The 25926-nt window shown below is 64.7% G+C and carries 24 protein-coding genes; 15 read left to right on the top strand and 9 right to left on the bottom strand.

All coding sequences use genetic code 11. The annotated features are described in order from the left end of the window. Positions 1 to 154 precede the first annotated feature (154 nt). Positions 155 to 1171 (bottom strand): bile acid:sodium symporter family protein, encoded by a 1017-nt coding sequence (locus SA190iCDA_RS03255; protein WP_070884970.1) that lies wholly within the window; start codon positions 1169 to 1171, stop codon positions 155 to 157. Positions 1172 to 1269: 98 nt separating this feature from the next. On the opposite strand from SA190iCDA_RS03255, the gene SA190iCDA_RS03250 reads away from it, so the two are divergent. Next, positions 1270 to 2058 (top strand): AraC family transcriptional regulator, encoded by a 789-nt coding sequence (locus SA190iCDA_RS03250; protein WP_070884969.1) that lies wholly within the window; start codon positions 1270 to 1272, stop codon positions 2056 to 2058. A gap of 1 nt (position 2059) precedes the next feature. Here SA190iCDA_RS03250 and SA190iCDA_RS03245 read toward each other — a convergent pair whose 3' ends face one another. The 4 genes from SA190iCDA_RS03245 to SA190iCDA_RS03230 form a co-directional block, all read right to left on the bottom strand. Continuing rightward, complete coding sequence (locus tag SA190iCDA_RS03245; protein WP_070884968.1) at positions 2060 to 2839, bottom strand: DUF1835 domain-containing protein; 780 nt, start codon at positions 2837 to 2839, stop codon at positions 2060 to 2062. A 19-nt stretch (positions 2840 to 2858) separates the two neighbouring features. After that, positions 2859 to 3932, bottom strand: a complete 1074-nt coding sequence (locus SA190iCDA_RS03240; protein WP_070884967.1) for a hypothetical protein — start codon at positions 3930 to 3932, stop codon at positions 2859 to 2861. A gap of 72 nt (positions 3933 to 4004) precedes the next feature. Then, a complete protein-coding gene (locus SA190iCDA_RS03235; RefSeq protein ID WP_070884966.1) occupies positions 4005 to 5423 on the bottom strand; it encodes an FAD-binding oxidoreductase in 1419 nt (472 codons plus the stop codon). A gap of 26 nt (positions 5424 to 5449) precedes the next feature. Further along, positions 5450 to 6757 (bottom strand): MFS transporter, encoded by a 1308-nt coding sequence (locus SA190iCDA_RS03230; protein ID WP_070884965.1) that lies wholly within the window; start codon positions 6755 to 6757, stop codon positions 5450 to 5452. A 616-nt stretch (positions 6758 to 7373) separates the two neighbouring features. Between SA190iCDA_RS03230 and SA190iCDA_RS03225 the strand changes: the two genes are divergently transcribed. From SA190iCDA_RS03225 to SA190iCDA_RS03215, 3 genes are all read left to right on the top strand, one after another. After that, positions 7374 to 8351 carry a tripartite tricarboxylate transporter substrate binding protein gene (locus SA190iCDA_RS03225; RefSeq protein WP_070884964.1) on the top strand — a complete coding sequence of 326 codons (978 nt, stop codon included), beginning with the start codon at positions 7374 to 7376 and terminating at the stop codon, positions 8349 to 8351. A 64-nt stretch (positions 8352 to 8415) separates the two neighbouring features. Then, entirely contained in the window at positions 8416 to 8940 is a 525-nt protein-coding gene (locus SA190iCDA_RS03220; RefSeq protein ID WP_070884963.1) for a tripartite tricarboxylate transporter TctB family protein, read from the top strand. Positions 8941 to 8949: 9 nt separating this feature from the next. Further along, positions 8950 to 10470, top strand: a complete 1521-nt coding sequence (locus SA190iCDA_RS03215) for a tripartite tricarboxylate transporter permease (RefSeq protein ID WP_070884962.1) — start codon at positions 8950 to 8952, stop codon at positions 10468 to 10470. 65 nt (positions 10471 to 10535) lie between these two features. On the opposite strand, the gene SA190iCDA_RS03210 is transcribed toward SA190iCDA_RS03215, so the two are convergent. After that, a complete protein-coding gene (locus SA190iCDA_RS03210) occupies positions 10536 to 10826 on the bottom strand; it encodes a YheV family putative zinc ribbon protein (protein ID WP_070884961.1) in 291 nt (96 codons plus the stop codon). Further along, entirely contained in the window at positions 10823 to 12871 is a 2049-nt protein-coding gene (gene prlC, locus SA190iCDA_RS03205) for an oligopeptidase A (protein WP_070884960.1), read from the bottom strand. The genes SA190iCDA_RS03210 and prlC overlap by 4 nt, the downstream gene beginning before the upstream one ends. 99 nt (positions 12872 to 12970) lie before the next feature. On the opposite strand from prlC, the gene SA190iCDA_RS03200 reads away from it, so the two are divergent. The 4 genes from SA190iCDA_RS03200 (at position 12971) to SA190iCDA_RS03185 (ending at position 15038) form a co-directional block, all read left to right on the top strand. Beyond that, a complete protein-coding gene (locus tag SA190iCDA_RS03200; RefSeq protein WP_070884959.1) occupies positions 12971 to 13513 on the top strand; it encodes a gamma carbonic anhydrase family protein in 543 nt (180 codons plus the stop codon). Positions 13514 to 13601: 88 nt separating this feature from the next. Further along, complete coding sequence (locus SA190iCDA_RS03195; RefSeq protein WP_070884958.1) at positions 13602 to 14072, top strand: antitoxin Xre/MbcA/ParS toxin-binding domain-containing protein; 471 nt, start codon at positions 13602 to 13604, stop codon at positions 14070 to 14072. Continuing rightward, a complete protein-coding gene (locus SA190iCDA_RS03190) occupies positions 14072 to 14533 on the top strand; it encodes an RES family NAD+ phosphorylase (protein WP_070884957.1) in 462 nt (153 codons plus the stop codon). Before SA190iCDA_RS03195 ends, SA190iCDA_RS03190 begins: the two co-directional genes overlap by 1 nt. Positions 14534 to 14549: 16 nt before the next feature. Continuing rightward, a complete protein-coding gene (locus SA190iCDA_RS03185) occupies positions 14550 to 15038 on the top strand; it encodes a GNAT family N-acetyltransferase (protein ID WP_070884956.1) in 489 nt (162 codons plus the stop codon). 309 nt (positions 15039 to 15347) lie between these two features. Here SA190iCDA_RS03185 and solA read toward each other — a convergent pair whose 3' ends face one another. Next, positions 15348 to 16514, bottom strand: a complete 1167-nt coding sequence (gene solA, locus SA190iCDA_RS03180; RefSeq protein ID WP_070884955.1) for an N-methyl-L-tryptophan oxidase — start codon at positions 16512 to 16514, stop codon at positions 15348 to 15350. An 8-nt stretch (positions 16515 to 16522) separates the two neighbouring features. Next, positions 16523 to 17182, bottom strand: coding sequence for an HD domain-containing protein (locus tag SA190iCDA_RS03175; RefSeq protein ID WP_070884954.1), 660 nt, complete (start codon positions 17180 to 17182; stop codon positions 16523 to 16525). 281 nt (positions 17183 to 17463) lie between these two features. Here SA190iCDA_RS03175 and SA190iCDA_RS03170 point away from each other — a divergent pair, with 281 nt between their 5' ends. Genes SA190iCDA_RS03170 through SA190iCDA_RS03140 form a run of 7 tightly spaced genes read left to right on the top strand, consistent with a single transcriptional unit; the run spans position 17464 to position 25670 of the window. Beyond that, complete coding sequence (locus SA190iCDA_RS03170) at positions 17464 to 19689, top strand: type VI secretion system Vgr family protein (RefSeq protein WP_070884953.1); 2226 nt, start codon at positions 17464 to 17466, stop codon at positions 19687 to 19689. Positions 19690 to 19714: 25 nt separating this feature from the next. Next, the gene (locus SA190iCDA_RS03165; protein WP_070884952.1) at positions 19715 to 20167 is read left to right on the top strand and encodes a DUF6484 domain-containing protein; all 453 of its coding nucleotides are present in this window, start codon (positions 19715 to 19717) and stop codon (positions 20165 to 20167) included. 11 nt (positions 20168 to 20178) lie between these two features. After that, positions 20179 to 21291: a DUF2169 family type VI secretion system accessory protein gene (locus SA190iCDA_RS03160; protein WP_070884951.1), complete on the top strand. Its 1113-nt coding sequence runs from the start codon at positions 20179 to 20181 to the stop codon at positions 21289 to 21291. Then, positions 21288 to 22325 carry a 3-oxoacyl-ACP synthase gene (locus SA190iCDA_RS03155; RefSeq protein ID WP_070884950.1) on the top strand — a complete coding sequence of 346 codons (1038 nt, stop codon included), beginning with the start codon at positions 21288 to 21290 and terminating at the stop codon, positions 22323 to 22325. Before SA190iCDA_RS03160 ends, SA190iCDA_RS03155 begins: the two co-directional genes overlap by 4 nt. Beyond that, the gene (locus SA190iCDA_RS03150; protein ID WP_070884949.1) at positions 22325 to 23542 is read left to right on the top strand and encodes a PAAR-like domain-containing protein; all 1218 of its coding nucleotides are present in this window, start codon (positions 22325 to 22327) and stop codon (positions 23540 to 23542) included. Before SA190iCDA_RS03155 ends, SA190iCDA_RS03150 begins: the two co-directional genes overlap by 1 nt. Beyond that, the gene (locus SA190iCDA_RS03145; protein WP_083329740.1) at positions 23539 to 24435 is read left to right on the top strand and encodes a hypothetical protein; all 897 of its coding nucleotides are present in this window, start codon (positions 23539 to 23541) and stop codon (positions 24433 to 24435) included. Before SA190iCDA_RS03150 ends, SA190iCDA_RS03145 begins: the two co-directional genes overlap by 4 nt. Further along, positions 24435 to 25670 (top strand): TIGR02270 family protein, encoded by a 1236-nt coding sequence (locus SA190iCDA_RS03140; protein ID WP_070884948.1) that lies wholly within the window; start codon positions 24435 to 24437, stop codon positions 25668 to 25670. Before SA190iCDA_RS03145 ends, SA190iCDA_RS03140 begins: the two co-directional genes overlap by 1 nt. The last annotated feature ends 256 nt before the right edge of the window (positions 25671 to 25926 follow it).

Below are 25926 nucleotides of genomic sequence, written 5' to 3'. Positions count from 1 at the left end.
ACAGGGGGATGTGTAGGCGCTGCCAATTCGGTGTCGGATGCAAAATCTGTGGGAGCGGGCGGGGACGCCCAGTCCATGCCCGCGAAAACTGCAACGACGCGGCGGCAACGCAGGTAGTTTTCCAACAGCCTGCTAAGCCCCCGCGCGGAATCCATCAGGGCGCCTTGGCGACCGGCGCCGGCTGGGCGTTCTGGGACTCGACCGCGGTTTCCGGGCGGCGGGCGTAGCGCTGGGCGAGTACCGCGCAGACCATCAGCTGGATCTGGTGGAACAGCATCATCGGCAGGATCATCAGGCCGATGCTGCTACCGGCGAACAGCACCTGGGCCATCGGCACGCCGGTGGCCAGGCTCTTTTTCGAGCCGCAGAACAGGATGGTGATGCGGTCTTCCTGATTGAACCCGCACACCTTGCCAAGCAACGCGGTGATGCCCAGGGCCAGGGCCAGCAACAGGCAGCAGGAGAAGATCAGCAGGCCGAGCGTCGGCCACGACACCTGGTTCCACAGGCCGTCGACCACCGCCGCGCTGAACGCGGTGTAGACCACCAGCAGGATCGAGCTCTGGTCGACGTACTTGAGCCAGTTCTTGTTGCGGCCGACCCAGGCGCCGATCCAGCGCCGGGCGATCTGGCCGAGAATGAACGGCACCAGCAGCTGCAGGGTGATCTTGCCAATGGCGTCGAGCAGCGAGCCGCCGCTGCCGTGCACGTCCATCAACAGCGCCACCAGCAGCGGGGTGAGGAAGATGCCAAACAGGCTGGACGCCGCCGCGCTGCAGATCGCGGCGGGGATGTTGCCGCGCGCCAGCGAGGTGAAGGCGATGGCCGACTGCACCGTGGCCGGCAGGGCGCACAGGTAGACCATGCCCAGGTACAGCTCGGTGCCGATCAGCGGCGACAGGAGCGGCTTGAGGGCCAGCCCCAGCAGCGGAAAGAGGATAAAGGTGCAGCTGAACACCAGCAGGTGCAGGCGCCAGTGGCCGGCGCCGGCGAGGATCGCCTCACGGGACAGCTTGGCGCCGTGCAGGAAGAACAACAGGGCGATGGCCAGGTTGGTGATCCAGCCGAACGCCACGGCTGCCTGGCCGCTGACGGGCACAAAGGTGGCGGTAAGCACGACGGCGATCAGCGTCAGGGTGAAGTTGTCGGGCAGTAATCGGGAACGGGCCATGGGCAGGACTCCGGGCAGGCGATGGCAGACAGTTGCCACAGAAAGGCGGCCACTCTACCCTGAGCGGCAATTGCCGACTAACGCCATAAAGCCAGATCATGTCGCCTAACGGACAAGCCATCGCCGAGCGCAGCATTCCCCAGCTGGCACGCCTGCCCCGGCCGCTCTATGCACGCAACGAATCGCTGCCACACCAGACCGGTACGCCGCGCCACAGCCATGCCTGGGTGCAGCTGACCTATGCGATCCAGGGGGTGCTGCACGTGCGCACCGCGGCCGGCAGTTTCGTCGCACCGCCGCAACGGGCGATCTGGATTCCCGCCGGCCTGGAGCACGAGGTGCTGAGTTCGCCTAACACCGAGATGCGCAGCCTCTACCTGCAGGACCAGACCCCCGAGAGCGCAGCGCAGAGCTGCCGGGTGCTGGGCGTGGATGCCCTGACCCGCGAGCTGATCCGCAGCTTCTGCGAACTGCCGGTGGAGTACGACGAGAGCGGGCCGGACGGGCGCCTCGCCGCAGTGCTGCTCGACCGCCTGCACGTGGCGCCCGAGGTGCATCTATCCCTGCCCTGGCCAGGCGATGCACGCCTGCGCACGTTATGCAGCAGGCTGCAGAAGAAACCGGACGACGACCGCACCCTGGCCGCCTGGGGCGAAGGCCTCGGCGTGTCGGAAAAGACCCTCAGCCGCCTGTTCCTGCGCGATACTGGCCTGACCTTTCGCGCCTGGCGGCAACGCCTGCGCCTGCTCGGCGCGCTGATGCCGCTGGAGCGCGGCGAACGGGTCACCGACGTTGCCCTGCTCTGTGGCTACGACTCCACCTCGGCCTTTATCGCCGCGTTTCGCCAGCAGTTCGGTGCCACGCCCGGCGAGTTCTTCAGCGGCTGAATCAGCTGCCGCGGCGCACCTGCAAGCCCGAGTAACCGTGCTCGCCCGGCTCGCCCGCGAGCACCAGTTGTCCGCCTGCAGCCAGCTCGCGGGCACGCCAGAACAGAAAGTAATCAGTGGCGAAGAAGCCGTCGCAGCGCGCCATCACCTCGGCCATGACCCGTGCCAAGGGTTGCGGCTCGGCGCGAGCGTGGCGCAGCAGCGCCGCGTCGATGGCCTGGTAATCCTCACCAGCGAACTGCCCCGCCTGCCAGCGGTGAATCAGCCCGCCATCGGCCACTGCGCCACGCCATTGCGCTGCCAGTGCGGCCAGCCGGTCGGCCTCCACTGGCTGCGGGTTGGCCAGTTCCAGCAGCGCCTGCGGTGCATGCATGGCAACGGCCTTGCGGCTCTGCACCCAGCTGTTGCCGGTGCCGCAGGCCACCTCGATCAGGGCCACGCCGCTGCCCTCGAGGGCATGGGCGACCCGCGCCAGCAGCAGTTGCTCGCTGGCACTGTCGCCATGCCAGACGGTAACCGGCCGCTCCTGCAGCGCCAGGCCGGCGAGCCACTGGGCATCGGCGGGCAAGTCCTCTGCGAAATCCGGCACCGGCGTCACGCTCGCCGGCCACACCGCGCCCCAGAACGCCACGCGCGCCGCACAGGGCACGGTGTCGACATCGCCCAGCGGGCCGACGGCCAGGTCGTCGCGCAGTACGCGCAAACCGGCCTCGGCCGCCTGCTGGCCGATCACATGGCTGACGCCGGCGACGGCATTGTCACCACAGACCAGATGCCACATAAATCCTCCTTGTCGAGCTTTACGGAGTGAGTTTCACGGCAAGCTCGGGCTTGTTGCCCTGCTGCCAGGTGCCCGTCAGGCTGCCATCGGTCTGGAATTCGAGTTCGAAGCGGGCCGGCGGTTCGCCGTTTTCGTGAAGGGTGAGGTGATCCTGCTGAAACTCGCCGCCCAGTTCGATCTGCGTGGCGTGCTTGTCGTAGAAGTAGCTGGCGGACAGGCTGTGATCGGCATAGGGCTGCTCGATCACCAGAGTGATCGGGTAGCGGCCGAGGGTGCCGCGGTATACGCCTTGGGCCGTGCTGTTCGCCGGTAAGGCACAATCGCTGCGTTTTTCCAGCAGCAGGCAGCGACCATAGGGGCTCAGATCGGCGCTCAGGGACGCGTAGCTGACACTATTGGAGAACTCACCGAGGTCGTCCAGCGCGCGGCTGGCATGGTTGGCGCAGGTATCGCCAATCACGGTCAGGTTGTCTGTGCCCAGTTGCAGGCGGTCGTAGTCGAGGCTGGCTTCACGGCGCGAGTTGAGGCATTCGGTGTACATCGCGCGCTGGCCTTCCAGCCACTGCTCGTCGTCGCTCAGCTTGTCGTAATCCGCCGGATTGCTCGGCGGCATGGCCTTGAGAAAGTCCTCCAGGCGCTTGACCCGCTGCGCCTGCAGCTCGCCCTGCAGACGCAGCAGTCCCTCAGGGTTGAGCAATTGCGGCAAACCAATGGGCCGGCCGCTGGCCAGGTCGAAGTTGTAGCTGCGCGTGCCCTGGCTGGTGTAGGCGCCGGTGTACTCGCCGTCGATGGCGAGCGACAGAAACCCCGGGCCTTGACCGAGAACCCGGTAATCGAGGTTGTTCACACCCCAGATTTCCCTCTCCTTGGGCTGCACCTTCTCGAACGGCGATATGGCGAAGCGCCCCGGCAACGCCTGCAGCTCGCGCGCATGCAGGAAGGTGTTGATACGGGCAATGGCAGGGCTGTCGCCGACCAGCAGCGGGAAGCGGTAGGTCTCCCAATCGCTGCGCTTGGCGGTGAGAGCATCGATACGTACATCGGCCAGCGTCGGCAGGGCGATGGCAAGCAGGGGCAGTAGCAGCAAGCGCACGAAAACGTCCTTATTCCTGTCACGGGAGGCCGGCAGTATCCGCCACGCCCACCGCGAACTCCAGACGCCGGATCAGAGCAGCTTGCCAGGGTTCATCAGCCCGGCGGGATCCAGCGTCCGCTTGAGGCTGCGCATCAGCTCCAGTTCCAGCGGGTCCTTGTAGCGCCGCGCCGCCTCGCGCTTGGCCTGGCCGAGGCCGTGCTCGGCGCTGATGCTGCCGGCGAACGCCCGGGTGACGTCGTAGATGACGTGCATGATGGCCTCGGCCTGGGCCTTGAACGGCGCGTCCTCGCTGCCCACCGGCTTGCTGATGTTGTAGTGCAGGTTGCCGTCACCGACATGGCCGTAGGCGACGATCCGCACCCCGGGAAACGCTGCTTGCAGTTGCTGATCAGCCGCCTCGATAAAGGCGGGGATGCTGCTGACCGGCACGCTGATGTCATGCTTGAGGCTCGGCCCCTCATGGTTCTGCGCTTCGGAAATGCCCTCGCGCATCTTCCACAGCGCGGCGACCTGGGTTTCGTTACCGGCCACCACGGCGTCCAGCGCTTCGCCCTGCTCGAATGCTGCGCCCAGGCCGTTTTCCAGCATCTCGGCCAATGGCGCATCGACCAGCGTGTCGCTCAGCTCGATCAGCACGTACCAGGGGTGAGCCTCGGCGAACGGGTCGTTGCACCCGGCCACATGGCTAAGCACGAACTCCACGCTCTGCCGCGACATCAGCTCGAAGCCGGTGAGGCGATCACCGCACAACGTGCGCATGCGCCCGATCAGGTCGACCGCCGCCTGTGGGCTTGGCAATGCGACCCAGGCGGTGGTGCGGCTGCGCACTGCGGGATACAGCTTGAGCACCGCCGCGGTGATGACGCCCAGGGTGCCTTCCGAGCCGATGAACAGGTGCTTGAGGTCGTACCCGGTGTTGTCCTTGCGCAGGCCGCGCAGGCCGTTCCAGATGCGCCCGTCAGGTAGCACCACTTCCAGGCCCAGCGTCAGGTCGCGCATATTGCCGTAGCGCAGCACGGCGGTGCCGCCGGCGTTGGTCGCCAGGTTGCCGCCGACGGTACAGCTGCCTTCGGCGCCCAGGGACAGCGGAAACAGCCTGCCCACCTCGGCCGCCGCCTCCTGCAGGCGCTGCAGCAGCACCCCGGCTTCCACGGTGATGGTTTCGTTGCCGGCGTCCACGTCGCGGATCTGCGTCATGCGCGTCAGAGACAGCACCACCTGGGTGCCGGAGTCGTCCGGAATCGAACCGCCGCACAACCCGGTATTGCCGCCCTGGGGCACCAGCGTTACACCCGCCGCGCTGCACAGCCGCACCACGGCCGCCACCTGCTCAGTGCTGGCCGGGCGCACCACCAGCGCTGCCCGTCCGCGGTAAGCATTGCGCCAGTCGCTCAGGTAGCTTTGCAGGCGCTGTTCATCGCGCACCAGCCCGGCTTCGCCGACCACCTGTTCCAGGGCCTGCAGCAGACGCTGATCAAGCATGCTCATGGTCTCTCCTCCTCCGTCGGCGGGTTTCAATCTTTCAATTCGATGCGCTGGATACGGCCGACCACTAGCAGGTAGCAGAGCACCGCCAGCAGCGAATTGGCCGCAACAAAGCCCAGGGCCAGGTCGAACGAACCGCTGCGGCTGACCAGGTAACCGACGATGATCGGCGTGGTGATCGCCGCCAGGTTGCCGAAGCTATTGAACAGGCCGCCGCTGAGCCCGACGATCTGCCGCGGCGAGGTGTCGGCCACCAGGGTCCAGCCCAGGGTGCCGAAGCCCTTGCCAAAGAACGCCAGGCCCATCAGCGCCAGCACTGCGGCGTCGCTGTCGACGAACACGCACAGACCGATACAGGCCGACAGGCACATGCCGGTGACGATGGGCAGCTTGCGTGCCAGGGTCAGCGAGTGGCCGTGGCGCACCAGGCGGTCGGATAGCATGCCGCCGCTCAGGCTGCCGGCGAACCCGCTGATGGCTGGCACCACCGTAGCGAAACCGGCCGCCATCAAGGTCATGCCGCGCTCCTGCACCAGGTACACCGGAAACCAGGTGAGCAGAAAGTAGGTGGTGGCGTTGCTCAGATACTGGCCGGCGTATATGCCCAGCAGGGTGCGCTGGCTCAGCAGCTGCCACAGGTGACCGCGCTGCTGGGGCTTGCCGGTCGCCGGCAGCGGCGTCAGGTCGAGCAGCCCGCCGCCGCGCTCGATGTGGGCGAACTCTGCGGCGCCGATGCGCGGGTGCAGACGCGGGCTGTGGATGGTTCGCGCCCAGAGAAAGCACAGCGCGAAACCGAAGCAGCCCAGCACGATGAACACCTGTTGCCAGCCGAAGGCTTGCACCACCCAGCCCATCAGCGGTGCGAACAGCGCCGTGGAGCAATATTGCGCCGACCCGGACACCGCAGTGGCGGTGGCGCGCTCGCTGCTCGGGAACCAGGCGGCGATGATCCGCGCATTGCCCGGAAAGCAGGGGGCCGCTGCGAGGCCTACCGCCACACGCAGCAGAAACAGGCAGGCCACCGTCCAGGCCACCGGCAGGAAGCCGACGAACCCCTGGGCGAATGTGAGCGCCGACCAGCACAGCAGGGCAATGCCGTACACGCGCTTGACGTCGAAACGGTCGAATAGCCAACCACCGGGGATCTGCGCGACGACGTAGGCCCAGCCGAACGCCGAGAAGATATAGCCGAGGGTCAGGGCGTCGATGCCCAGATCGGCCTGCAGGGCGGCCCCGGCGATGGACATGCTGGAGCGGTCGGCAAAGGTCACCGCGGTGACCATGAACAGCATCGCCACGATGCTGAAGCGCACACGCCCGGTTCTAGTGGCAGACATGGGTGATCCTTGCGGTGAAACACGACACGGATAAGGGCCGGGGTCAGGGTTCACAGCGGATGTGGGGATCTGCAGGGGATGCTGATCATCAGAGGCCTTGTTTGTTGTTATGGCGGCGCCAGAAGCGTGCGGGCTGATGGAAACCGAGGATACAGCCCCAAGCACGATTCTTGTTATACGTTATCGTACAACGATTTGAAAGATCATCCCTCCTCCACATACCGCCACTTCTAGGGAGCCTCACGGTGTTTTGGTACGTGTCTCAAAACCGCATCAAGAGCAAGGGTTCGTTGACAGTGTCGAGCGAGCTTGATACTAATTCGTCAAGTCATACGACAACCTATAACAAGAGAGGCTAACGGTCATGTCCACGACCACAATTGCCTACCCGGGTACCCTGACACCCCTGCTCGCCTTGCCCCGGTCAAGCGCCCATGCCTGTGCCTGATCACGCCTCTCCTGCCTGCCCATCTGTCGGTCGCGACGGTTTCTGCCATCGCCGCGCTGCCGCACCTGAATCACGCCTTTTCCTCTCGCGTCTTGCGGCACGGCAGCAATGCGCCGTTCCTGATTTACCGTCATGAACTGACGGCACCACACCACCACGGAGCTTCCAATGAAAAAAATATTCCGCGCCTCTCTTCTTTCTGCCGTCGTCGGCATGGGTGCCATCGGTGCCCAGTCAGCGGCCATCGCCGATGACGTCAAATGGCCGACCCGCCCCGTGCAGGTCGTGGTGATCGCCAACCCGGGCGGAGACACTGACTTCAACGCCCGCATGATGGCCAAGTACTTCAACGAGATCACCGGCAAGAGCATGGTGGTGACCAACGTCGCCGGTGGCGGTGGCACCCTGGCCGCTGAGCAGGTCAAAGGCGCCGCGGCTGACGGTAATACCATCCTGTTCACCCACCCGGGCCAGCTGATCGTCAACGAAGTGGCCGGCCTGACCGAAGACAGCTACGAGACCTTCGACGTGGCGTGCATCGCCGGCGTCGACAAGAGCACCGTGTTCGTCGCCTCCAAGCAATCGGGCGTGACCAGCATGCAGGACCTGGTCGAGAAGGCCAAAGCCAAGCCGGGCACCATCACCTATGGCACCGAGATGGGCAGCTTCTCCCACCTGCAGGGCCTGATGCTGGAAAAACTCACCGGCGCCAAGCTGAAGATGGTCGACGGCGGCACCGTATCCGACCGCGTGGTGGGCATGCTGGGCGGCCGTCTCGACCTGGGCGCCATCACCTACGGCTCGGTACAGGACTACGTCAACGGCGGCCAGATGGTTGCTCTCGGCCAGCCGAACGCCGAGCGTAACGAGCTGCTGGGCGACGTACCGACCCTGAAAGAGCAAGGCCTGGATATCACCATGGACAAGCCTTACGTGGTCGCCTTCCCGAACGGCACCGACCCGGCGATCATCAAGAAAATGTCCGACATCATGAAGCAGATCTCCGAGAAACCCGAGTACGCCGAGGACCTGAAGAAATTCAAGCAGCCTGTCGCGTTCTACGGCACCGATGAGGCCAAGCAGATTCTGGCCAAGACCCGCGAAGACTTCATGCAGTTCAAGGATCAACTGCGCCAGGCCAAGTGAGTCATGACGCAGCGCCGGCTCGATGAGCGGGCCGGCGCCGTGTATTCGTTCTTCGAGGTTTCACATGAGCACCACCGCGAAAAAGAAAGAGCTGATCATCGGCGTCATCATGATCGGTGTCAGCCTCGCCTACATGGTGATGGCCTATCGACTCCCCGGGCATGATGGCATCGATGCCGGCACCCTCCCTGTGCTGCTGGCCGGTTTCCTGACCCTGCTGGGCGTGTTCCAACTGCTCAGTGCACTGCCGAACAAGGCGCCCGCCGGCAAAGTCCCGGTGACCACCGCCAGCGACTTGCCCGAGGTGCCCAAGGACGAAGTGCCAGCAGATGTCATCGAACCGAAAACCGTCGTGCTGACCCTGGGCCTGATCCTCGGCTATATGGCGCTGCTCGGCCCGGTCGGTTTTCCGATCATGACGGTGGTCTACCTGTACCTGCAGTTCCTGGTGCTGACGCCCGTCACGCAGAAACCCCGGCATGTGGCCTACCTGCTGACTGCGGTGATCTGCTCGGCCGTCATCTTCCTGCTGTTCCGCGAGGCCTTCGACCTGATGCTGCCCGCCGGCCCGCTGAACAATTTCATCTGAGGATCGACCATGCTCGACTTACTGCAGCAAGGCTTCGGTGCCGTCTTCTCATTGAACATCATGATGCTGATGGCCGTTGGCGTGGCCATGGGCATCGTATTCGGCGCCGTGCCGGGTCTGTCCGCCACCATGGCCGTGGCGCTGTGCCTGCCGCTGACCTTCACCATGGGCCCGCAAGCAGGCTTGTCACTGCTGGTAGCGCTGTTCATCGGCGCCACGTCCGGCGGCCTGATCTCGGCGATTCTTTTGAAGATTCCCGGAACGCCCTCTTCGATCGCCACGGTGTTCGATGGCGGCCCGCTGATGGAGCAGGGCCACGGCGTCAAGGCGCTGGGCGTCGGCATCGTGTTCTCGTTCCTGGGCACCATCTTCAGCATCGCCGCGCTGATGTTCATCGCTCCGCAGCTGGCCAAGGTGGCTCTGAGCTTCGGGCCCCATGAATACTTCGCCATCGCCGTGTTCTCCCTGACCCTGATCGCCACCCTGTCGGCCGGCTCCATGGTCAAGGGGCTGTTCGCCGGCGCCCTGGGCATCGCCGTGTCCACCGTGGGCATTGCCCCGGTAGAAGCCGTTCGCCGCTTCACCTTCGGCTTCAGCGAGCTTAACGGCGGCTTCTCGATGCTGACCGTGATGATCGGCATGTTCGCCGTCGCCGAGATCATCAAGCTCGCCGAAACTGGCCGCCATGCCGTACAGGGCAAGGCCAAGTCGGTGAGCATGAAGAACATCAAGGGCTTCGGCTTCTCGCTCAAGGAATTCCGCGAGCAGCTGCCCAACGCCGGCCGTTCCGGCCTTATCGGTCTGGGTATCGGCATCCTCCCGGGCATCGGTGCGGGCACTTCCAATCTGGTGTCCTACATCATTGCCAAGAAGCGCGCCAAGGACGGAGACACCTACGGCAAGGGCAACATCGGCGGCGTGGTGGCCAGTGAGACGGCCAACAACGCCGGTATCGGTGGCGCCATGATGCCGCTGATGACCCTGGGCATTCCCGGCGACACCGTCACCGCGATCATGCTCGGCGGCTTCCTGATCCACGGCATCCAGCCCGGCCCGCTGCTGTTCATCAGCCAGGGTCCGCTGGTGTACACCATCTTCGCCGCGCTGATCGTCGCCACGGTGATGATGCTGTTCATGGAGTTCTACGGCCTGCGCCTGTTCATCAAGCTGCTCGACGTGCCCAAGCACATCCTGCTGCCGATCATCCTGGTGCTGTGCGTAGTCGGCGCCTTCGGTCTGTCCAGCCGCCTGTTCGATGTCTGGTCGATCCTGCTGTTCGGCCTGCTCGGCTATGGCTTCGTCAAGGCGGGCATGCCGGCGGCGCCGTTCATCATCGGATTCATCCTCGGGCCGATGGCGGAAACCGACCTGCGCCGTGGCCTGATGCTGTCCGATGGCAACTTCACGGCGTTCTTCACCAACCCCATCGCCGGCACTTTCCTGGGCTTGGCCCTGGTATTCGTGCTCTGGCAGGTGTTCAGCGCTCTGCGCCCCAAGCCCAGCGCGATCAACGAAATACTGCGTACCTGATCACGCCGCCTGAAATGAAAAACGCCGCTCCAATTGAAGCGGCGTTTTTCATGGGTGCGACGCGTTCAGTCGTCGCTTTTCTTCAGCTTCGGATTGGGGAAGAACTGCACGGCCTTGACCTTGGGATCGGCCGGTTTCTTCGGCGTCAGGGCGCTGACGTTGACGCGGGTCGGCAGCTCTCTGGCCACCGAGTTACCGCGCTCGTCCAGGGTGTCGGCATAACCGCACTGCACGCATTCACGGTGCGGCACGCCGTCGACGTTCCACATCTTGATGCTGTCCATCTCGCTGCACGCCGGGCACACGGCACCGGCGATGAAACGCTTGGGCGTGACTTCCACAGGGGCCTCGCTCATGCCGCCTCCGCACTCAGGCCCAGATGGCGCAGCAGCGCGTCGATGCTCGGCTCACGGCCGCGGAAATCGACGAACAGCACCATTGGCGCCTGGGAACCACCACGCGCCAGGATCGCCTCGCGGAAGGCGCGGCCGGTCTGCGGGTTGAGCACGCCCTCCTCTTCGAACTTCGAGAAGGCGTCGGCGGAAAGCACTTCGGCCCACTTGTAGCTGTAGTAACCGGCCGCGTAACCGCCGGCGAAGATGTGCGCGAAGCTGTTGGGGAAGCGGTTGTAGGCCGGCGGACGCAGCACCGAGACCTCGTCGCGGATGCCCTCGAGCACTTCCAGCACGCTGCGGCCGTCACCGTGGGTGACGTGCAGCTCGAAGTCGAACAGCGAGAACTCCAGCTGGCGCACCATCATCAGGCCGGACTGGAAGTTCTTGGCGGCGAGCATCTTGTCGAGCAGGTCCTGGGGCAGCGGCTCGCCGGTCTGGTAATGGCCGGAGATCAGCGCCAGGCCCTCGGGCTCCCAGCACCAGTTCTCCATGAACTGGCTCGGCAGCTCCACGGCGTCCCAGGCCACGCCGTTGATGCCGGACACACCGACATGCTCGACGCGGGTCAGCAGGTGGTGCAGGCCATGGCCGAATTCGTGGAACAGCGTGGTGACCTCGTCATGGGTCAGCAGCGCCGGCTTGCCCGCCGAAGCAGGCGTGAAGTTGCACACCAGGTTGGCGACCGGGCTGACCAGCTCGCCACTCAGCGCGCGGCGCTTGTCGCGGGCGCCATCCATCCAGGCACCGCCGCGCTTGTTGGCGCGGGCGTAGAGGTCGAAGAAGAAGCGCCCGACGTGCCCGCCATTCTCGGTGATCTCGAACAGGCGCACGTCCGGGTGCCAGGTATCGAAGTCGTGCAGTTCCTTGATCTGGATGCCGTAGAGCTTCTCGACGATGGCGAACAGGCCGCTCAGCACCTTGTCGATCGGAAAGTGGGCACGCAGGATCTCCTGGGAAATGCTGTAGCGCTGCTCGCGCAGCTTCTCGCTGTAGTAGCCCAGGTCCCAGCTTTGCAGGTCGCTACAGCCCTGCTCGGCGGCAAAGGCGCGCAGCTCGCTCAGGTCCTGCTCGGCGAACGGTTTGCTGCGCACCGCCAGGTCGCGCAGGAAGCTCAGCACCTGCTCGCTGGACTCGGCCATCTTGCTGGCCAGGCTGAGCTCGGCGTAGTTGCCGAAACCGAGCAGGCGCGCCAGCTCCTGGCGCAGCTCGAGAATCTCGGCCATCACCGGGCCGTTGTCGTGCTGCCCGGCATTCGGCCCCTGGTCCGAGGCGCGGGTGCAGTAGGCGGCGTACAGCTCTTCGCGCAGCGCGCGATTGTCCGCATAGGTCATCACCGCGTAGTAGCTGGGGAATTCCAGGGTGATCAGCCAGCCCGACAGGTTCTTGGCTTCGGCGGCCTGCTGCATCTGCGCCTTGGCCGACTCGGTGATGCCGGCCAACAGGCTTTCGTCCTCGATGTGCTTGGTCCACGCTTGGGTGGCATCCAGCAACTGGTTGGAGAAGCGGCTGCCCAGCTCGGACAGCTTCATCTGGATCTCGCCGTAGCGCTTCTGCTGCTCGGGCGGCAGGTCGATACCGGACAGGCGGAAGTCACGCAGGGCCTGTTCGAGAATGGTCTTTTGCGCAACGTCGAATTTGGCCGCTTCGGGGCTGGCGGCCAGCGCCTCGTAGGCCTGGAACAGGGCGCGGTTCTGGCCCATTTCCGTCCAGTATTGCGACAGTTTCGGCAGGCAGGCCTCGTAGGCGGCGCGCAGCTCGGGGTTGTTGCGCACGGCGTTGAGGTGGCTGACCGGGCTCCAGGCGCCGCCCAGCTTGGCGCCCTGCTCGTCGAGCGCGTCGATCAGGGTTTCCCAGCGCGGTGCATCGCCCTGGCTGGCCAACACCTTGGCCACCACGCTGCGGCTCTCGGCGAGAATGACATCCACCGCCGGCTTTACATGCTCGGGCAGAATGGTCGAATACGGCGGCAGGTCGAAATCTTGCAGCAGGGGATTGTTCGCACTCACGTCGGGTACCTGTGGTGGAATGAATTAAGAACACTGACCAGTGATATGGCGGTCATCTTAATTACAATCAACCCCCAGCGCAGCTGAAGAGGTTCTATCGTGGCGATTCGTACTTATAAGGGCACCAAGCCGACGCTCGGTGATCGAGTGTTCGTCGACAGCTCGGCGGTGGTCATCGGCGACGTGCAGATCGGCGAGGACAGTTCGGTGTGGCCGCTGACGGTGATTCGCGGCGACATGCACCGCATCCGCATCGGCAAGCGCACCAGCGTGCAGGACGGCAGCGTGCTGCACATCACCCACGCCGGGCCGTTCAACCCGGACGGTTTTCCGCTGATCATCGGCGACGAAGTGACCATCGGCCACAAGGTGATGCTGCACGGCTGCACCCTGGGCAGCCGCATCCTGGTCGGCATGGGCAGCACGGTGATGGACGGCGCGGTGGTCGAGGACGACGTGATCATCGGCGCCGGCAGCCTGGTGCCGCCGGGCAAGGTGCTGGAGAGCGGCTTCCTGTACGTCGGCAGCCCGGCGAAGCAGGCGCGACCGCTGACCGACAAGGAACGCAACTTCTTCAGCTACACCGCCGGCAACTACGTGAAGCTCAAGGATCAGCACATTGCCGAGGGCTACGACCGCTAGCCACCATCCGCCAATCGGACGTGCAAGCACGAGTGAAAAGGAGTAGCCTTCATTTGACGTTTATTTTCATTCAAATGAAGGAGGCAGCATGACCGTTACCGCAATGCGTCAGGCCAAACAGGGCAAGGACGACCACTCGCCCGTGGTCGCCGCCTTCTGGGAGTTCAGCGCCGGCCGGGAAAAGCTCAGTGAAGCCGAGCGCCTGCAGCAGATTCGCGACGGCTTCGCCGCCGACCTGGTGCAAGCCGTAAAGGCGACCTTCACCCTGCCCGAGCGCAGCCTGGAAATTCTCCTCAACGCGTCGATCTCGACCCTCGAACGCCGCCGCCGCGAGCGCAAGGTACTCGACCCGGTGGCCTCGGAGCGCCTGGATCGGATCGCCATGGTCTGCCAGCTGGCCGAAGAGGTGTTCGAGAGCCGCCAGGCGGCCGCCGAGTGGATGTCCCGCGGCAATCGCTCGCTTGGCGGCCAGGCGCCGGTCATGCTCTGCGAAACGGAGATTGGCGCCAAGCAGGTACGCCGGGTGCTCAACGCCCTCGACTGGGGTGGCGCGGCCTGATGCGTGCCTGGCGCGTGGCCAAGGCCAAGCGGGCGACCGACCTGTCCGGGCGAGGCGCCGCCATCGAAGGCGGACGCTGGAACGAGCAGGACATCGCTGCCGTATACATGGGCCTCAGCCCTGGCATCTGCTGCCTGGAAACCTTTGTCCACGCCGAAGGCCCGCCGGCGATGCCGATGAAGATCACCTGTTTCGAGCTGCCGGAAGACGAAGATCTCTACTGGGAGCCTGCTGCCGGCGAGCTGCCTGCAGGCTGGAACGCGCTGCCGGTGGATCGCCCGAGCATGGAGTTCGGCAGCGCCTGGCTACGCGCGGTCAGCCACCTCGGCCTGATCGTGCCGTCAGCGGTGCTGCCGCTGGAGCGCAACCTGGTGGTTAACCCGTCGCACCCCGCCGTCAGCCGTATCCGCGTCGTCGACACCTACGACTTCACCTACGACCCACGCATGTTCAAGGCGTGATCAATCCGGAAACCCAGTGAATATCCGCCCCATCAGCGAAACCGATTTCGATCAGGTCTGGCCCATCATCCGCGATGTTGTCCAGGGCCAGGAAACCTACGCCTATGATCCGGCCATGGACCGCGAGACGGCCTGGAAAACCTGGGTCGAGCTGCCCCGCGCCACCTTCGTGGCCGAAGAAGACGGGCAGATCCTCGGCACCTATTACATCAAGGCCAACGCCGCAGGGCCGGGCGATCACGTGTGCAACTGCGGCTACATGACCTCTCCCGCGGCTCGCGGCAAGGGCGTGGCAAGCGCGCTGTGCCAGCACTCGCTGCAGGTTGCCCGGGAACTGGGCTTCAAGGCCATGCAGTTCAACTCCGTGGTGGCCAGCAACACGGTCGCCGTGGCGCTGTGGCAGAAGCATGGCTTCACCATCGTCGGCACCCTGCCCAAGGCGTATCGCCACCGCACCCTGAGCCTGGTGGATTGCCATGTGATGTATCGCTGGCTGAATGACTGACGCCGCTCCTGTAGGGTGGACGGCGCTTCATCCGTCCACCTCTGCAATCGCCATGGTGGATGAAAAGAGCGTCGGCTACGCGCCCCGATCCACCCTACGGCCTGGCTGAATGCCAATGATCTTTAGCCGACACATGGGCAGCGGTGGCCGCAAAGTGGCGGGAGCAGCCGCAAGCTGCAAGCCCCAAGCTACAAGTTAAAAGCAGTCCGCATTGCTCCAGCTTCTTCTTGCAGCTTGAGGCTTGCGGCTTGAAGCTCAATGTCCGCTCTTGCCTTGCTTCCGCCTATTCGTCAGTAGCTCCCGAGCAGGCTACGATCTGAAGCGCGCCAGCGAAAACGCCGACAGGCCAGCCGCGCCGGTCTCATTGCAGTGGTGCATGGCCAGCGCTTCGCCGATGCCGGCGGAATGCTTGAAGCCATGCCCCGAGCAGGCCGACACCAGGGTCACGTTGGCCATCTGCGGATGGGCGTCGATGATGAAGTTGAAGTCCGGGGTGATGGTGTAGGTGCACACCTTGGACTTCAGTACCCGCCGGGAAACGCCGAGCAGCCGGCCGGCCACATGGGCGTCGTACAGGGCGTCGATATCGGCCTGGCTTACGTGGCGGTCCACGGCATCCGGATCACAGCCTTCAAGATATTGCTCGGTGGCGATCTTGATCGCGTTCTCGCCCGGCAGCGGCGGGAAACCGTAGCAGCTGTCGGTATCGGCCGCGCCGTGCAGCAGGATGTACACCGGCGAGTCGGCGGCAAAGCGCCCGGGTTCGTCGAGTTCGAACCACACCAGTTGCTGGCGACAGACCTTGAGCAAACCGTCGAGCGACGCACCGAGCAGCTTGCCCGTCCACATGCCGGCGCAGACGATGGCCTTGTCCGCCGTGAGCGTGCCGCTGCCCGTGCGCACCCGAACACCTCCGGCATCCGACTCGATAGCCTCGACCGGCGTGTCGGTGTGCAAGACCGCGCCCCGCGCCTCGGCCAGCCTCAGCTGGACCTCGATGGCCCGCTCGGGGCGTACGTAACCGGCGCCCGGCTCGTAATAGCCGGTGGCCTGGTCGCCAAAGCCGCCGAACTGCGGGAAACGCTGGCGGATGGCGGCGGCATCCAACAGGCTGTGCTGGATGCCAAAGTGCGCGGCCAGGGCCGCCGTTTCGCCGCCAAAGTCCGCCGTGCCATGGCCGCGGGTCGGCTCCTGGCTGCTACTGAGCATCAGCATGCCGCAGGCCTCGAACAGCGCTTCGCCGCTCTGCGCCTCCAGTTCACGCCAGATACGCTGGGAGTTGAGCGCCAGCGGCACATAGGCGGCGCCCTCGCCCACCGCCTGGCGGGTGATGCGCGTGTCGCCATGGCTGGAGCCCTGGTCATGGGGCGGCGCGTAACGGTCCACGCCGACCACGCGCACACCGCGCCTGGCCAGCTGATAGAGGGTGGCGGCGCCCATGGCGCCCAGGCCGATCACGATTACGTCATGGTGCATGGGGTTCTCTACTGCTCGAAGGACTGGGTTTCGTCGCGAAAGGCGTCGAGGAAGGCGACCATTCGCCCATGCCGCTGCCGCGCCAGACGCGCGCCAGCCGCAGTCTGAAAGCCAGACGCCAGACCCAGCAGCTTGGTGTGGAAATGATCCAGGGCGAAGCGCTGATCATCCAGCGGGCGCTGCCGGGCATCGATATCCTCGGCGTCGTAGAGCGCGCTGCCCAGCCGCCCGGACACATGAAAACAGCGCGCCACGCCGATCAGGCCGATGGCATCCAGGCGGTCGGCGTCCTGCAGGATGCGCGCCTCCAGGCTGGTCGGCGTGATGGCGGCGGAAAAACTGTGCGCCTCGATGGCGTGGCACACGGTGGCGATACGTTCAGCCTGCCAACCGAGGCCAGCGAGCACCTCGCCGGCATGAGCGGCGGACAGCCGCGAAGCGCTGGAACGCAGGGGCGAATCCTTTTCCACCGCCACGCAATCATGCAGCAGCACGGCCGCCAGCAACAGCTCGAGGTCGCCGCCCTCCTCACGCTGTAGCTGCCGAGCGTTGACCCATACCCGCCGCAGGTGCGACAGGTCATGGGCGCCGTCGTCGCTCGACGGTGCGCAACGCGAGAGCAGCTCACCGGCAAGCTCGGCGTAGGGGGCAAAGCAGTCCAGATTCATCGACAGGGCGCCAGGTGCGAAAGGCGCACCTTAGGGCCAGGCGCCAGCGCCCGCAAGCCGCGCGATGGGATGTGGCGCCTTGCCATTACTGGACAACCTCATAGGGCTTGCGCCACCTTTGGCAGCTTCGCCGAGCAGCCTGGCGGCACGCCACGGTCGTCTCGGCCCATCGAGATTTTCGACAGACCCGCCTATTTGAGCGCACATTCCAAACGGCGTCTCAGCAGGTAACCCTGTTCCCGGTTATCTTTGGCACAGGATGGCATCGCAGGGATACGCACATGGCAATCACACAACAGTCGCGCATGGCCAAGGTCAATAGCCCGCTCGGCGACAATGCGCTGGTGATGGAGCGCCTGGCCGGCAGCGAGTCCCTGGGCCGCCTGTTCCACTACGAGCTGAGCCTGGCCTCGGAAAACTCCTCGCTGAAACTCAATGCCCTGCTCGGCAAACCCATGGGCCTGGCGGTGCAATTGGCCGACGGCAGCGACCGCTACTTCCACGGCATCGTCGCGCGCTGCAGCCAGACCGCCCACCGTGGCCAGTTCGCCAGCTACCAGGTCACCCTCAAGCCCTGGCTGTGGTTGCTGTCGCGCACTTCCGATTGCCGCATCTTCCAGGGCAAGACGGTGCCGGACATCGTCAAGCAGGTGTTCCGCGACCTGGGTTTCTCCGACTTCGAGGACGCCCTCACCCGCTCCTACCGCGAGTGGGACTACTGCGTGCAGTACCGCGAGACCAGCTTCGATTTCGTCAGCCGGCTGATGGAGCAGGAAGGCATCTATTACTACTTTCGCCACGAGCAGGAGCGCCACGTGCTGGTGCTCTGCGACGCCTACGGCGCCCACAGCACGGCGCCCGGTTACGGGCGCGTGCCCTTCTACCCGCTCGACGACCAGATGCGCGAGCGCGACCACATTCACGACTGGCACCTGGCCCACGAAGTGCAGCCTGGCTCCCTGGCGCTCAACGATTACGACTTCCAGCGCCCCAGCGCGCGCCTGGAAGTACGCTCCAGCATCGCCCGCGAGCACGCCAACGCCGACTATCCGCTGTACGACTACCCGGGCGAATACGTGCAGAGCAAGGACGGCGAGCAGTACGCGCGCAATCGCATCGAGGCGATTCAGGCGCAGTACGAGCAGATCCGCCTCAAGGGCAATGCCCGCGGCCTGGGCAGCGGCCACCTGTTCAGCCTCACCGATTACCCGCGCGACGACCAGAACCGCGAATACCTGATCGTCGACGCCGAATACACCATCACCCAGGACCTCTACGAGAGCGGCCGCGGCAGCGAGAGCTTCCAGTTCGACAGTAGCCTGACCTGCATCGATGCCAGCCAGGTGTTCCGCCCGCTGCCGCGGACCGTGCAGCCCATCGTACAGGGCCCGCAGACGGCCATGGTGGTCGGCCCCAAGGGCGAGGAAATCTGGACCGATCAGTACGGCCGCGTGAAGGTGCACTTCTACTGGGACCGCCACGACCAGTCCAACGAGAACAGCTCCTGCTGGATTCGCGTGTCGCAGAACTGGGCCGGCAAGAACTGGGGCTCTATCCAGATCCCGCGTATTGGCCAGGAGGTCATCGTCAGCTTCCTGGAAGGCGACCCCGACCGGCCGATCATCACCGGTCGCGTCTACAACGCCGAGCAGACGGTGCCCTACGACCTGCCCGCCAATGCCACCCAGAGCGGCACCAAGAGCCGTTCGAGCAAGGGCGGCACGCCGGCGAACTTCAACGAGATCCGCATGGAGGACAAGAAGGGCGAAGAGCAACTGTTCATCCATGCCGAGAAGAACCAGGACATCGAGGTCGAGAACGACGAGACCCACTGGGTCGGCCACGACCGCAGCAAGACCATTGACAACGACGAGAGGGTGCACGTCAAACATGATCGCACCGAGACGGTGGACAACAACGAGACCATCACCATCGGCGTCGACCGTACCGAACAGGTCGGCAACAACGAGTCCATCACCATCGGCGTGAACCGCACCGAGAAAGTCGGCAGCAACGAATCGATCCGCATTGGTGCCAACCGTACCGAGAGCGTGGGCAGCAACGAGACCATCAGCATCGGCGCCAACCGCACCGAGAGCGTGGGCAGCAACGAAACCATCAGCATCGGCGCCAACCGTACCGAAAGCGTGGGCAACAACGAGCGCATCACCATCGGCGCCGATCGCACCGAGCTGGTCACCGCCAACGAGAGCGTGTTCATCGGCGCCAACCAGACCACCGCCGTCGGCGGCAGCGAGTCGCGCTACGTGCGCGGCGAACGCAACACCCGTATCGGCAAGGACGACACCCTCAACGTCGGCAAACACTTCGTGCTCAAGGCCGGCGATTCGATCACCCTGCAGACCGGCGCCGCCAGCATCACCATGAAGAAGGACGGCACCATCGCCATTCGTGGCAAGAACATCAGCATCGACGGCTCCGGGGCGATCAACGTCAAGGCCGCCAAGAACATCGTGATGAAAGGCCAGAAAATCCTGCAGAACTAGGCAGCGATCACCGCCAGGAGCTCCCATGACTGTCCAGCACCACACTCCCGCCGCCACTCGCCTGGACGGCGTGGTCATCGGCGTACTGCTCGATGTGCCGCAGGCCGCAAGCCCGGTGGTGGCCTTCCCCGGCTGCCCGTCGGAGACCGGCATCGCCGCGACCACCACCACGGCCCTCAGCCGCGAGGACATCGGCGCTCAGGTGGCCCTGATGTTCGTCGGCGGCGACCCGAGCCAGCCCCTGGTGATCGGCCGCATCCAGCGCCTGCCACAGGCGCCGGTCACTGCTCCAGCGGCCGTGGCACATATGGACGGCGAACGCCTGGAATTCAGCGCCGAGCGCGAGATCGTGCTGCGCTGCGGCAAGGCCAGCATCACCCTGACTCGCGAAGGCAAGGTGCTGGTCAAGGGCGCCTACCTGTCCAGCCGCTCCAGCGGCGTGAACCGCATCAAGGGCGGTTCGGTGCAAATCAACTAAGAAGCCGCCCCATGGAACTGCTCAATGCCACCCGGATGGTGGCCGCCTACAACCAGGGCCTGGACGCCGATGGCCGCGAATACCTGGTGGTCATCGTCAAGGGCACCTTCAGCCTGCCGGTGGACGGCAGCGTGGCGCGCCTGCTCGATGAGCAGCAGCCGCTGCTGATGAGCGACACCTTCGTCGGTGACCCGGCACTCTCGGCGCCACTGCGCGAGTTCGACTTCGCGCCGTTCAAGCCTTACTGCGACGTGCTGGTCAGTGGTAGCGCCCACGCACCGGGCGGGCGTCCGGTCAGCCAGTTGACCGTGGGCATCCGCGTCGGCCGGGTCAGCAAGGCGTTCAGCGTGTTCGGCCCACGCCACTGGCAGCCCGGCGCCCTGGGTACCAGCGCCGGCGCGCCACAGCCCTTCGTGCGCCAGGATATTTCCTACGCCAGCGCCTTCGGCGGCAGCCACCCGGCGCCGGGCAACCCCGAGCAGCTGCTGTGCAACCTGCGCAACCCGGCCGGCCAGGGCTGGTACCCGCGCAGCCTGAGCGGCGGTACCGTGGTCGGCATGCCGATGCCCAGCACCGAAAAGCTCGGCCAGCCCGTGGATGCACCCCATGGTGATTTCGAACCCATGGCCCTGGGCCCGCTGGGCAAGCACTGGCAGGCGCGCGTCGGCTTCGCCGGCACCTACGATCAGGCCTGGCAGGACGAACAGTTTCCCTTCCTGCCCCGGGACTTCGACGAGCGCTACTTCCAGGCGGCCCCGGCCGATCAGCAGACCGACCACCTCAAAGGTGGCGAAGAGGTCTTCCTGCTCGGCCTGCTGCCCACCGAGCGCGCCGGCTTCCGGGTGCCCAGCATGCCCATGCCGGTGACCTATTTTCTCAGCGCCGGCGGCCATGAAACGGCGCTGGCGGTGATCGACACCCTGCTGATCGACACCGACGCCAACCAGGTGGAAATCACCTGGCGCACGCGCCGCCCGCTCAAGCGCAGCCTGTTCGAGATCGCCCAGGTGCTGGTGGGTGAGAAGTCCCGGGGCTGGTGGCGCGCCCGCGAACTGGGCAAGGACTACTACCCGTCGCTGGCCGCCCTGAGCCGCAGCCGCTCGACTGAGGATGACCTGTCATGAGCGCCCTCAGCATCCTCTCCAGCGGCATGCTCAGCGCCGTGGGCCTGAGCGCGCCGGCCAGTTGCGCGGCAATCCGCTGCGCCCTCGACAATTTCCAGGAAACCCGCTTCATCGATGGCGGCGGCGAGTGGCAGGTGGCAGCCAGCGTGCCGCTGGAAGAGCCGTGGCGCGGCCGAGCCAAGCTGATGAAGATGGCGGCCCGTGCCATCGCCGAAAGCCTGGCGGCCGTGCCGGGCATCGATTGCGCCGCCACGCCGCTGCTGCTCGGCGTTGCTGAACTGGAGCGCCCAGGGCGTTGCGACGGCCTGGACAACAGCCTGCTGCGCGATATCGAGCGCGAGCTGGGCGTGCGCTTTCATGACGCCTCCACGCTGATCCCGCGGGGTCGGGTCAGTGCCGGGGTGGCGTTGCTCAATGCGCGCCGGCTGATCCACGAAGGCGGCCATCGCCACGTGCTGATCGCCGGGGTCGACTCCTTTCTCAACGCCGCCACCCTGTCCGCCTTCGAACAGCGCCAGCGGCTGCTGACCAGCCGCCACTCCAACGGTTTCATTCCGGGCGAAGGCGCAGCGGCGGTGGTCGTCGGTGCGCCGGTGCGCCAGGATGCCGAACAGCTGATCTGCTTCGGGCTGGGCTTTGGCGTCGAGAAGGCCACCGTGGAAGCCGACGACATGCCGCTGCGCGCCGACGGCCTGGTGCAGGCCACCCAGGAGGCGCTCAAGGATGGCAACTGCCGTATGGAGCAGATGGACTACCGCCTGACCGACAATTCCGGCGAGCAGTACTACTTCAAGGAAGCCGCCCTGGCACTGAGCCGCACGCTGCGGGTGGTCAAGGAAGAGTTCGACATCTGGCACCCCGCCGACTGCATCGGCGAATGCGGCGCCGCCATCGGCCCGGCCATGCTGGCGGTGGCTCTGGCCGCATCGCGCAAGGGCTACAGCCTGGGCCCGAACATCGTCTATAAACTGGGCAACGACGCCGGCGAACGCGCCGTGGCGTTGCTACGTTATCAACGGGTAGGAGCCGCCTGATGGCCAACGAGGTCTATGCCAACAACCGGGAGATTTCCTGCAAGGCGGCCAGCGGCAAGTCCATCGCCGCCTTTCCCGACGTCTGCTTCACCCCACCGCAGACGCCGCCCATGCCCCTGGGCATTCCGATCCCGTACCCCAACACCGGGCTGTCCAAGGACACCACCAAGGGCACCCGCACCATCCGCATCACCCGCAAGGAAGTGATGCTCAAGAACAAGAGCTACTACAAGACCAGCTACGGCGACGAACCCGGCCGCGCGCCGAAGAAAGGCATCATCACGGGCAAGATCAAGGGCAAGGTGTACTTCACCTCCTGGTCGATGGACGTCAAGTTCGAAGGCAAGAACGTGGTGCGGCATATGGATTTGACGACCCATAACCATGGGTCGTTTCCAGGGAATACACCGACCTGGCCGTATCTGGATCAGATGGCGGTAAGCAAGGGTGAAGGGCCATGCAAGGAAGACATCAAGAAAGAGAAGGATGCCTGTAAGGAATACACCCCTCATGGGGATGGGGACCCATGCCCGCCTACCACGGAACTGGTGAAAGCCCAAAAAGCGCGGGCGCTTACCGCCAAGGGCTCTGCGGCCAGAACCCAGGCCAATGCATCGCTCAAGAGCGCCTACGAGCAACTCGCTAGTAAGAATCGAGCCAACAAATGCCTGCAGGCTCGGCGCTGCATGCTAACGCCCTACAAACCCAAAGGCCGCGGCAAAACCCGCCAGCCGGGCTGTTGCCCTGGCCAAACGGGCCACCACCTCATAGAGGCTTCGGCGTTCCTTGAGCCAGGTACCCGCAAAGAAGGTGGCTCCTTGCGGGCACAGTTCAAGAACTCGAAATATGACCTTGATCGAGCACCCTGCGTATGCGCGGAAGGCCCTGACAATACGACCGCGACCCACGGTTTGATGCATACCTACCAAGGCGTCAGGGCAAAGAAACTGGCTCCTGACGGTACATGGACCTTGCGCCAGGCCACCGAATGCGGGGCCGCGTCAGTGAATATGGTCTTTCAGGGCGGGTGCGATCAGAAGTGCCTGGAGTCACAACTCAATGCCTACCACTCCAGCCCAGAAGTGGGCGTGAAACCAGACACGAAAATACCCTCGTCACCCAGTGGTAGAACCGAAAGCAAGGTTGCCGAGAAAGCTTGGCAGCAATACGACAAGGGCAAACGATCAATAGATAACCCAGGGAGTATCACACGATGATGTTCAAGGATGTTGGTTACCGTTACCGCAGCGGGGCTGTGCGCTACGGCGACCTCGCTTATGTCTTGTGCATTGACCCTGATCTCGCGTCAGACGGCTTACCACATACCTCTTTTTATGCCTGGGACAATGGCGGATGGGGCATGTATGAGATAGGCCGCTGGAACGCTCATTCGATCTGCGTTACTCAAACCCCAAAAGACCAAGCCATGGCGCTAGGCGAGCACGGCAATATTCGCGTGATGGGCAACAACGACGATTACGATGAGCAGATAGCCTGTCCGGGCGTAACGCTCAGTATCATGCGAGAGATACGCAATATCGGCGGGTTCGCCTATGTCTGTGGCATGGATCGTCAGGTATTCAAGCGCGAAAGCCCGGGCAATTGGATCGTCCTACACGGCGACATGCCTGACCAGCCAGCCAAGGACATGGTTTTCGGCTTCGAATCCATTCATGGCTACAGCGAGCAAGATATCTACGCCGTCGGCTGGTATGGCGAAATCTGGCATTTCGACGGTAAAACCTGGAAGAACTGCGCCAGCCCTACCAACATAAACCTCACTCGGGTGTGCTGTGCCGACGATGGCTGGGTTTATGCCTGCGGCATGCATGGCATTCTTTTGAAGGGTAAAAACGATCAATGGGAAACCATCGATCATGAGGCAACCGATTCGGATCTATGGGATCTCGAGTGGTTCGCGGGCAAGCTTTATATCTCTACACTCCACGCACTGTACTGGCTCAACGGAGACCAGCTCGAACTGGTCGACTTCGGTGATTTGATCCCCAATAGTTGCCACAGCTTGAGTAGTGCAGATGGGCTGCTCTGGTCCATCGGGGAAAATGACATCCTGGCCTTCGACGGTACTTCGTGGGCCCGAGTCGAGTAATGATCGCCACCATCCTCGACCAGCACACCGAAGAAGCCGCCTTCCTCGCCGGCCTGCGCAGCTACGCCGTCGGCGCGCCGCATTATGACCTGGCCCATCTCGGCGACCTGGACGAGCGGATCGAGGCCCATCTCGATGGCCTGCAGATCGCCGGCCTCAAGGGGCTTCACCTGTTGCTGGAGCAACTGAACCCATACGCCCAGGGCGAAGTATTCGCTACGGCTGCGTTGGCACTGCGGCTGAGCAACGACAGCGCCTTGGAAACGCTTTACCAGCATCTGCATACCAACCCCGAGGGCGAGCCGTTTCTTGTCGCCGCACTGGGTTGGCTGGAGTGGCACGAGGTCTCGGTACGGGTCGAGGCCGACCTGCATGCCACGGACGCGCAGCGCCGCCGGATCGCCCTGGCTATCCTTACCCTGCACGGCAGGGATCCCGGCCCGGCGCTGCTCTCGGCCCTTGGCCACGGTGATGCCAGCGTACTGGCTGCCGCGGCCCGGCTGGCTGGCACCCTGCGGCGTCGCGACCTGCTGCAACCGCTGCGTCAGCACCGCCTGCATGGCGACGACGACGTACGTTTCTGGAGCAACTGGGCCAGCGCCCAGATGGGTGATCAGGAAGCGCTCGGCAACCTGCGCCTGTTCGCCGAACAGCCGGGTGAACGGCGCCGGCCCGCGCTCGAGGTACTGCTTGCCTGGCAACCCCGGGAGGCCAGCATCGCCTGGCTGCGCGGCCTGATGCAGAGCGCGGCGCACCGCCATATGGCGATCCAGGCCATCGGCCTGCTCGGCGACCCGCAGACCGTTCCCTGGCTGATCCGGCAGATGCACGAACTGCCCACAGCCCGCGCGGCGGGTGAAGCCTTCAGCCTGATCACCGGCGCCGACCTCGCGGAACTCGACCTGGAATTAGACGTCTATCCCGACTACGACGAAGGCCCTACCGATGATCCGTCCGACGCCAACGTCGCCATGGATCCGGACATCGATCTGCCCTGGCCCGATCCGCAGCAGGTGGAGCAATGGTGGCAAGGCCAGCAGCACAGCTTGCAGCCAGGCACCGGGTATCTGCTGGGCCAGCCGTTCAGCGAGAGACAGTGCATGGCCGTGCTGCGCAGCGGTACACAGCGGCAGAGACGTGCAGCGGCCAGCTTGCTGGCGCGCTACCAGCCGACCAGCATGCTGTTTGCAACGGATGCGCCGGCACGCCGGCAAAAGCGATTGCTGGGCTGCTGAGCCCAGGCGATCAACGACACAAGGAGAGTGCGAACATGCTCAAGAAATCCCAGCTGGCCTCGTCGCTATACTGCAGCGCCAGCCATGGGCAGAAATCCCGCTCGAAGAAACCGCCTGCTGACAAGCACGACCACTCCGTCAGTCTGCGCATAGCGCCGCTGATTTCGCTCCGCCGCAGCAATCAACCTGCGGCACGTCCCGGAACGCTCAGCCACTCGGCGAGGGAACGACCTTGAACCGCAAAACACTTTCCTGC

Origin of the sequence: Pseudomonas argentinensis (genome assembly GCF_001839655.2) — a bacterium.
In the GTDB taxonomy this organism is placed as follows: domain Bacteria; phylum Pseudomonadota; class Gammaproteobacteria; order Pseudomonadales; family Pseudomonadaceae; genus Aquipseudomonas; species Aquipseudomonas argentinensis_B.
This window is presented reverse-complemented; position numbering and strand designations above follow the sequence as displayed.